An 8515-nucleotide genomic window follows, 5' to 3' on the forward strand; every position below is an offset into this window, starting at 1 on the left:
CCCCCCGCCCCACCGGCCCCAGACCCAGCGGCCCCCGCCGCGCCACCCGCGCTCGCCGTGGCCCCGGCACCCGCCGCCGCACCGGCACCGGCCGCACCCGACGCCGTCCCGGCCGAGGCACCCGCCGCCGCGGCAACCGCACCGGCACCGGCCGCCCCGACGGTGCCCCCGGCGACGGCCCCTGCCGCCTTGAGGGAGAACCCGGCGGCGAACCAGCCGACGACCGCGACCGGAAGCAGCGCCGGGATCCCGGAGTTGACCTGCTCCAGCTCGCCCGCCGCGAGCCGGCATCTGACGCACTCCTCCAGGTGCTTGCGCAGCCCCCGCTCGGCCCGCATCCGCAGCCCGCCCCGTGCGTACGCCCCCAGCCGGTCGGCGTACCGTGCGCAGTCGCCTCCCGCGGTGAGCGACTGGCTCACATGAGCCTGCAGATATGCCTGCTTGAGCCCTTCCCGTGCCCGGCTGGCCAGGACCGCCGTCGCGTTGGCGGTCAGTCCGAAGAGCGGTGCGACCTCGCTGGGCGACTCCTCCTCCACTGTCGTGTGCCAGAGCACCGCCTGCCACCGCTCCGGCAGCGACCGGAACGCCCGCACGGCCAGGGACCGTTCCGCCTCGTGCATGGCCCGCACGTCCGCGGCCAGCTCGACCGTCTCGTCGTCCGGCAGTTCCGAGGCGCTCGTCGCCTGTGCCGCGAACATCGCGAAATCCTCGACGAGTTGCTCGCGCTTGGCGGTCCTCGTCCAGGCGGCCGCGACGTGCCGGACTGTCGTCATCAGGTAGGCCCGGACCGTCTGCTCCGGGCCTGCGCCCCGACGCACCGCCTGCAGGGTCCGAGCGAACACCTCGGCCGTCAGGTCGTCGGCCGTGTGCCGGTCCCGGCAGCAGGTGCGCGCGTACCGTCGCACAGCGTCCGAGTGCCTGCGGAACAGCTCCTCGTAAGCGGAGTCGTCGCCGCCCCGCATCCGCCGGATCAGCTCCGTGTCGGACGGAGGCACCTCCACGGGCGGCGGCAGCACCGAGTCGTACGACTCCCACGGCTCGGACGAGGCGGTACCCGCGCGTGTACGGTCCCGCCCGCGGCCGCGCCCCCGTTGCGGGGGGACGCTGGGGCCCTCCGTGCCGGCCACCCGCCGGGCGCCCCCCGGGCCACCCTGGTCAGGCACCTGCTCGTCGCGACCGTCACCGCTCATCGCGACCGCCCCCGTACCACTGCTCAGACCGGAACACCAAGCAAGCGTGCCACAGAGGTACGACCCCGCTGCCGCCGTACGGGGGTCAACCACTCATCCGGGGAGGCAGAACCGCACGAAAGCGCCGATAAGGCCCTTGTCCGGGACGAGACTTGCACTCCGGCTGAGCTACGGTCGCCCACTCCTCCACGGTTGCCCGGCCCCCGTTCGCCGAGGGTCGCTCGCCGGGTCCCGGGTCACACGGTGCGGGACCGGAGGCCCTCCAGGAGGATGTCCAGGAGGCGGCTGGCGGCAGCGCTCTGCTGGGCGGCGTCCGGCAGGGAGGGCGCGGCCGTGGCTATGACCAGCAGGACATCGCCCACGGTCACGTCACGCCGCAGCTCGCCGGCCTCCCGGGCCCGGAGTACGAGCTGGCCCACGACGTCGAGGAGTTCCGCGACGCCGGAGTGCTCCAGCTCGGCCGCCGGTATCGGGCGCGGGGTCACCATGCGCGGTTCGCCCGTCGGGGCCGTGCCCTCCGTCGACGAGGCGCGCTGATGCGGGACGCGCGCGGGGTCGACCGCCTGCTCGGGATGAGCGTCCACGACGTCCACCCCCACCCGCAGCACCTGCGGAGGAAGCAGCCTTCCCGCGCCCGAGGCGACGGACGTGCGCAGGAACCGGGAGAGCGCCGACCACGGCTCATCCTCCTGCCCCAGGGCTGCCCGGGCCTGCTCGGTCAGCCGGGCCGTCTCCTCCTCGGCTATGCGCCGCACCAGCACGTCCTTGCTCGGGAAGCGCCGGTACACGGTGCCGACGCCGACGCGGGCCCGGCGCGCCACGTCCTCCATCGGCGCCCCGTACCCGAGCTCCCCGAAGACCTCCCGCGCGGCGCGCAGGACGTGTTCCAGGTTGCGCTGCGCGTCCACGCGCAGCGGCGCCGGCCTGGTGGCCGCGCCGACGGCCGCGGACGTGCCGTTCACGGTCGTGCCGACCGGCACGGTCTGTGTCATCGCAGCGGTACGTGCCTGCCCATGCGAATCCTGAATGTGCATTGTGATCCCCCGGTTATTCGGCGTCTCCCCCCGGAGACTCCCCGCGCCTCTGACAGCCGGGGTCTGGTCCGGCCGTGCTGAGGTCGCACACACGGCGTTCCGGAACCCCGATGGGATACGAACATAGTTGAGACGGAGTCAATTCAGAAGGGGCTGTTCCGTCCGGTGCGCCCCCCGATCGGAGCAAGGACCGGAAGGCTCCCGATTCCGGACCCGTCCGGGATCCCTCATCTTGCCTTTGACCTGCAACTATTCGTGCTTCATCAGCGTAAACGCCACCCTGCGCCTCCCCGCCGCGCCGGTCACACAATTCGTCGGGCCTGTGGACAAACACCGGCGCCCGTTGCGTCATGGGATGGTGACGGCTGCAATCTCGCGGGGAGAGACCGACGCGTCCCCGACTCGTGCCCGCATTCTCGTCGTCGGCGGTGGCTACGTCGGGATGTACACCGCCCTGCACCTTCAGCGGCTGCTGAGGGCCGAGCTGAGGCGGGGCGCGGTGGAGATCGTCGTCGTCACGCCCGAGCCGTACATGACGTATCAGCCCTTCCTGCCGGAGGCCGCGGCCGGGAACATCTCGCCGCGCCACGTGGTGGTTCCGCTGCGCCGGGTTCTCGGCGGCTGCACGATCGTCATCGGCGAGGTCAAGGCCGTGGACCACGCGAAGCGGTCCGCGACCGTGGTCACACTCGCCACCGAGGAGGAGGCCGCCGGGCCGGTGGAGGTGGGGTACGACGAACTGGTGCTGGCGGCGGGTTCGATCTCCCGGACGCTGCCGGTGCCCGGTCTCGCTGATCACGGCATCGGTTTCAAGACGGTCGAAGAGGCCATCGGGCTGCGCAACCACGTCATCGAGCAGATGGACATCGCGTCGTCGACCCGCGATCCGGCGATCCGTGACGCCGCGCTGACCTTCGTGTTCGTCGGCGGTGGCTTCGCCGGGGTGGAGGCACTGGGCGAGCTGGAGGACATGGCCCGGTACACGGCGCGGTACTACCACAACATCAGACCCGAGGACCTGAAATGGGTGCTGGTGGAGGCGAGCGACCGGATCCTGCCCGAGGTGGGCGAGGAGATGGGCCGGTACACGGTGCGGGAGCTGCGCGCCCGGAACATCGACGTCCGGCTGGAGACCAGGCTGGAGTCGTGTGCGGACCGGGTGGCGGTGCTCAGCGACGGCAGCCGGTTCCCGACCCGCACGGTGGTGTGGACGGCGGGGGTGAAGCCGGCCCCGGTGATCGCGGCCACGGACCTGCCGCTGAACGAGCGGGGGCGGGTGCGGTGCACGGCCCGTCTGGGCGTCGAGGGGGTCGAACACGCGTGGGCGGCGGGCGACGCGGCGGCCGTCCCGGACGTCACGGCGGAGGAGCCCGGCAAGGAGTGCGCGCCGAACGCCCAGCACGCACTGCGCCAGTCGAGGGTCCTGGCCGAGAACATCGCGGCGTCGCTGCGGGGCAGGCCCCTCAAGGAGTACGCGCACAAGTACGCCGGGTCGGTGGCCTCTCTCGGCCTTCACAAGGGCGTCGCACATGTCTACGGCCGCAAGCTGAAGGGCTATCCGGCGTGGTTCATGCACCGCACGTATCACCTCAGCAGGATCCCGACCTTCAACCGGAAGGCGAGGGTCATGGCTGAGTGGACGCTGGCCGGGCTGTTCAAGCGGGAGATCGTCTCGCTCGGCTCGCTGGAGCATCCACGTGCCGAGTTCGAGCAGGCCGCCGGCCCTCCCTCGCCCCCTCCGGACCAGGCGGTCACCTCGGACTCCTCACCGGGCGGCAAGGACTCCCCGGAGCCCGGGAGGGCTCCCGGGCCGGGAGGCGCCCGGGGGGTGGAGGAGTCCGGTGGTGCAGGGAACGAGGGCGACGCCGCGGACACCGGGGGCGCGGACGGAAACGGAAGCACCAAGAACGCTGGCCCGAACCCCGATTGACGCTCCTTTGTCAGTGTGTTCGGTCACACTGGACGTGTGACCATAGGTGGGCTCACACCTGCACAGAGTGACTCAGCACGGCAACGACACGACGAGGCTTAGAGATCCGTGAACTTCACCCGTTGGAGCGCCCGCTTCCCCGGTACACAGCGCCGTGCCGCCGCCCGCAGGGCCGATCGCGGGGCCTCGCCGGCGCAGCGCGGGGAGAGGGCCGTGCCTGCCGCGCGCAGCGAGTGCGGGCAGCCTGAGGACCCGCGTTGCGAGGGCGCCGCCGCGCCGGGCGGTAGGGAGGGGAACGAGGAGCCTCCCGCGGGCGAAGCGGAATCGGCGTCGCCCCGCGCTCCTGCGCTGGAGGAGTTCTCGGTGCGGGAGATCCTGGGCCATCTTCCGGGGCTGGTCGCGCTCACATACGGCCGCCACCACCGCATCGCGTACGTGAACGACGCCTACGTGTCCGCGTTCGGCCACCGGCCCACCGGCAGTTCGGTGACGCTCAGCTGTCCGGAGCTGGCCGATCTGGGCCTGCTGCCGCTCATGGACCAGGTGCTGCGCAGCGGAAAGCCCCGTACGGTCAAGTCGCGGCGTGCGCACGGAGGCTCGTACACGGTGTCGTGTCTGCCGGTGGACCTTCCGGGTGGCGGAGTCGACGGCGGCGTCCTCGTCCATGCCGCCGATGTCACCGACCATGCAGAGGCGGCCGAGCGGTTGCGGGCCAGCGAGCGCAGGCACCGGGAGACCGCGGTGACGTTGCAGCGTTCGCTGCTGCCGCAGGAGCTGGAGCAGCCTGACGATCTGCGGGTGGCAGCGACCTATCAGCCGGGTGGCACGGACGCGGCGGTCGGCGGCGACTGGTACGACGTGATCACGCTGGGCGCGGGCCGGACGGCCCTGGTAATCGGGGACGTCATGGGGCGCGGGGTGCGCGCGGCGGCCGTCATGGGGCAGCTGCGTACCGCCGTACGGGCCTACGCGCGTCTGGACCTGCCGCCGCATGAGGTGCTGCAGCTGCTGGACGGTCTGGCGGCGGAGATCGACGCCAGCCAGATCGCGACGTGTGTGTACGCCGTGCACGACCCGAACGAGGGCCGGCTCGTGTACGCCTCGGCCGGGCATCTGCCGATCCTGGTGCGGGACGAGAACGGGGCGGTACGCCGTGCCGCGGACCCGACGGGGCCGCCGCTGGGGACGGGAGGCTGGCTGCACACGTCGGGCACGATCGCCCTGCCGCCGGGTTCCACGGCTGTCCTCTACACGGACGGTCTGGTGGAGCGGCGCGGTGAGGACATCGACGAGGGCGTGTCCTCTCTGGAGCGTGCGCTGGCGGGGGCGACCGGTACGCCGCAGGTGGTCTGCGACCGGCTGCTGCGGTCGCTGGGGGTGACGGCCGAGCACGACGACGATGTGGCGGTTCTGGTGCTTCAGCACCCTGCGCGGTCGGGACCGGACGCCGAGCTGTTCCACAACGCGGCGCTGGATCTGCTGGGCGGAGTGGAGGCGGCGCCTCGCGCGCGTGCCTTCGCCTCGGGCGTGCTGTCGAGCTGGCGGTTCCCGGTGGAGCTGCGGGACCTCGGCGTCCTGGCCGCGAGCGAACTGGTCGCGAACTCGCTTCAGCACGGGACACCGCCGATGCGGCTGCGGCTGCGCCGTACGGACCGGCGGCTGATCATCGAGGTCACGGACGGTGACGACCACCTGCCGCGCCGCCGCCGCGCCGAGACGGAGGACGAGGCGGGCCGCGGCATTTCGATCATCGCCACGATCGCCTCGTCCTGGGGCAGCCGCCGTACGCCCGGCGGGGGCAAGGCGGTGTGGTGCGAGTTCGCCCTGCCGGCCCGCCCCGCCGACTGAAGGTGGAGGCCGCCTTCAGACGGCGGCCTCCACCGCCGCCCGCTCCGTGTGCTGCGCCTGCGCGGACTCCCGAGCGGCCTCGGGCGGCTCCGTGCTCTCGGGACGGTGCTGTACGACGACACGGGAGCGGCCGACGGCGTACGGGTGGTCCTGCCTCTCCGTGAGCTCCCGCCCGAGCCGCAGTGCCAGCACACTGATGCCGAGCGAGAAGAGCACGAACGTCACGATGTACGGCCCGTGCAGCGCGGCTCCCATGGGTCCGCCCACGGCCGGGCCGACAGCCAGTGCCAGCTGTTTGACCAGGGCGAAGGCCGAGTTGTACTGGCCGACTGCGCCCTCCGGCGCCAGGTCCGCGACCAGCGGCGCGACAGTCGGGGAGAGCATCGCCTCCCCGAGCCCGAACAGCCCGTATGTGGTGACGAACGCCGCCACCGCCATCTCCTGGCTGACCTGGCCCAGCCCCGCGTACCCGGCGAACAGCCAGGCAACGGCCCACAGCAGCCCGACCGCGGCGATCACCCGGGTGCGTCGGCGGCGCTCCACGAACCGCAGCACAAGGAACTGGGCGACCACGATGACGGCCGTGTTCGCGGCCAGTGCGATACCGAGCGTCGAAGGCTCGATGCCCGCGGCCTCGGTGCCGTACGCGGCGAGCCCCGACTCGAACTGGCCGTAGCAGGCGAAGAACAGCACGAAGCCCAGCACACACAGCTGCACCATGGCCCGGTGCCGCAGCAGCGTCCGCATGCCGCCGCCGACACCATGGCTCCCACCCTGAGCGGACGGCCGGGCGGCCACCGGGGAGACGAGGGCGGCCTCCGGTATTCGGACGGTGGCGGCTATCCCGGCGAGGACGAGGAACATGACGGCCTCGATCGAGAACAGCAGGACGAAGCTGCCGGGGCGGCTCTCGTCAACCAGCTGGCCGCCTATGAGGCCACCGATGCCGAGGCCGAGGTTCTGCAGGAAGAACTGCAGGGCGAAGGCGCGCGTGCGTCCCTCAGGCGCCGAGCACCAGACGATCAGCGTGGCCAGTGCGGGCTGCAGCACGGCCGTGCCGGCACCCAGCAGCGCCGCGGCCAGCACCACCGTGACCACATGCGCGGCGACCCCGAGGCTCATGGCGCCGACGGCGGCCACCAGCGCGGCGCCGACGAGGACGGGCAGCGGACCGCGGCGGTCGATGGCCCGGCCGGTGAAGGGCAGCACCGCCAGGGCGGCCAGCGCGAAGACCGCCAGAACGGCCCCCGCGGTAGTGGCCCCCAGGTCACGCACCTGAGCCACGTACACATAGAGGTACGGCACGGTGAACCCGAGCCCGAACGCGCTCAGCGCGTTGCCTGCCTGGATCCGGCGCATCGCCGCGCCCTTCGCCTTGGTCACACTCACCCACTTCGATCGTGTAGGGCTGAAGCCTGAAGACTTCACTCCTAAATTTCAAAGCTTAACTCTACACATCGAAGGACTTCGACGCCAAGTGGGACCGTGGGATACTCCTCGGCATGCCCGAGAGCCAGGAACCGAGCGTCGAGCCCAGCCTCGACGAACAGATCGCCGCCTATCAGCGAGAGTTCCGCGACCTCGACCCCCAGGTCGAGAAGGTGGTGTCGGCCCTTGGCCGACTGAACCGCCGGATGAACGTGGCGTACGGACGCCAGGTCGGGGACCTCGGCATCAGCAACGCCGAGTGGGAGGTCCTCAAGACCCTCGTGCTCGCCGGGGCCCCGTACCGCATGGGCCCGAGCGAGCTGGCCAAGAGGCTGGGCCTCACGCCGGCCGCCATGACCCATCGCATCGACCGCATGGCCGGCGAAGGCCTGGTCACCCGCGATCGTGACGAGACCAACCGTGTACGGGTGATCGTGGAGCTGACCGACGAGGGCCGTGCCAAGTGGCTCGAGGCCATGCGCATGGCCACCTCCTTCGAGGAGGAACTGCTCCAGGACCTGAGCCCGACAGAGCGGGCCCTCCTGGGCGAGCTGCTGATCCGCCTCCTGCGCCGGGTGGAGGACACCCAGCCGGACGCGGGTGGGCGTCTGACCGGTCTCGACTGACCCGGCCACGGAGCGCTGAGGGGCGGGGTTGACACTCCCTGCCCCCATCCGTAAAGTTCTCCGGGTTGTCACGGAGCCTTACCGGTTTCGCGACGGCGCCTCTGCCGCAGTAGCGGCCCTTCACACCAAGCACGATCTCCCGGATCGGGAACTGTTTCGGCATGCCGGAATTCGATCCCAGGACTCGATTATGAGTCGGCCGCGGAAATCAGCTAAGGTTTGAACCGCCGGAACGGCCCAAGCGGCCGGGAAAGCGAATCCCGCTGACTGGGAGTCAGGCCCGAAAGGATCTGATAGAGTCAGAACCGCCGGAAAGGGAAACGCGAAAGCGAAGAACAGACCGGCAAGCCCGCTCCAGCGGGTGGCAGAAACGGAAAACGGATCTGCTAAGCTGGAAACACCGAAGGGAAGCGCCCGGAGGAAAGCCTGAGAGAGTCTCTCGGGTGAGTACGAAGGAAG

6 protein-coding genes are annotated in these 8515 nt (G+C 71.4%); 3 read left to right on the forward strand and 3 right to left on the reverse strand.

Translation table 11 applies throughout. From position 1 onward, the window contains the following. Together I3F58_RS28840 and I3F58_RS28845 are read right to left on the reverse strand one after the other, a co-directional pair. Positions 1-1190, reverse strand: a 1190-nt coding sequence (locus I3F58_RS28840) for a sigma-70 family RNA polymerase sigma factor (RefSeq protein ID WP_240111663.1), incomplete at its 3' end; no start/stop codon positions are given. Between the two features lie 236 nt (positions 1191-1426). Further along, complete coding sequence (locus tag I3F58_RS28845) at positions 1427-2224, reverse strand: TetR/AcrR family transcriptional regulator (RefSeq protein ID WP_374208060.1); 798 nt, start codon at positions 2222-2224, stop codon at positions 1427-1429. A gap of 355 nt (positions 2225-2579) precedes the next feature. On the opposite strand from I3F58_RS28845, the gene I3F58_RS28850 reads away from it, so the two are divergent. After that, positions 2580-4154 (forward strand): NAD(P)/FAD-dependent oxidoreductase, encoded by a 1575-nt coding sequence (locus I3F58_RS28850; RefSeq protein ID WP_240111665.1) that lies wholly within the window; start codon positions 2580-2582, stop codon positions 4152-4154. 108 nt (positions 4155-4262) lie between these two features. Continuing rightward, a complete protein-coding gene (locus I3F58_RS28855) occupies positions 4263-6002 on the forward strand; it encodes an ATP-binding SpoIIE family protein phosphatase (protein ID WP_240111666.1) in 1740 nt (579 codons plus the stop codon). A 15-nt stretch (positions 6003-6017) separates the two neighbouring features. Here I3F58_RS28855 and I3F58_RS28860 read toward each other — a convergent pair whose 3' ends face one another. Continuing rightward, complete coding sequence (locus tag I3F58_RS28860) at positions 6018-7361, reverse strand: MFS transporter (protein WP_240111668.1); 1344 nt, start codon at positions 7359-7361, stop codon at positions 6018-6020. Positions 7362-7504: 143 nt separating this feature from the next. On the opposite strand from I3F58_RS28860, the gene I3F58_RS28865 reads away from it, so the two are divergent. Next, positions 7505-8056, forward strand: coding sequence for a MarR family winged helix-turn-helix transcriptional regulator (locus I3F58_RS28865; RefSeq protein ID WP_240111667.1), 552 nt, complete (start codon positions 7505-7507; stop codon positions 8054-8056). Positions 8057-8515 lie beyond the last annotated feature (459 nt).

Origin of the sequence: Streptomyces sp. MUM 203J, from assembly GCF_022414595.1 — a bacterium.
In the GTDB taxonomy this organism is placed as follows: Bacteria; Actinomycetota; Actinomycetes; order Streptomycetales; family Streptomycetaceae; genus Streptomyces.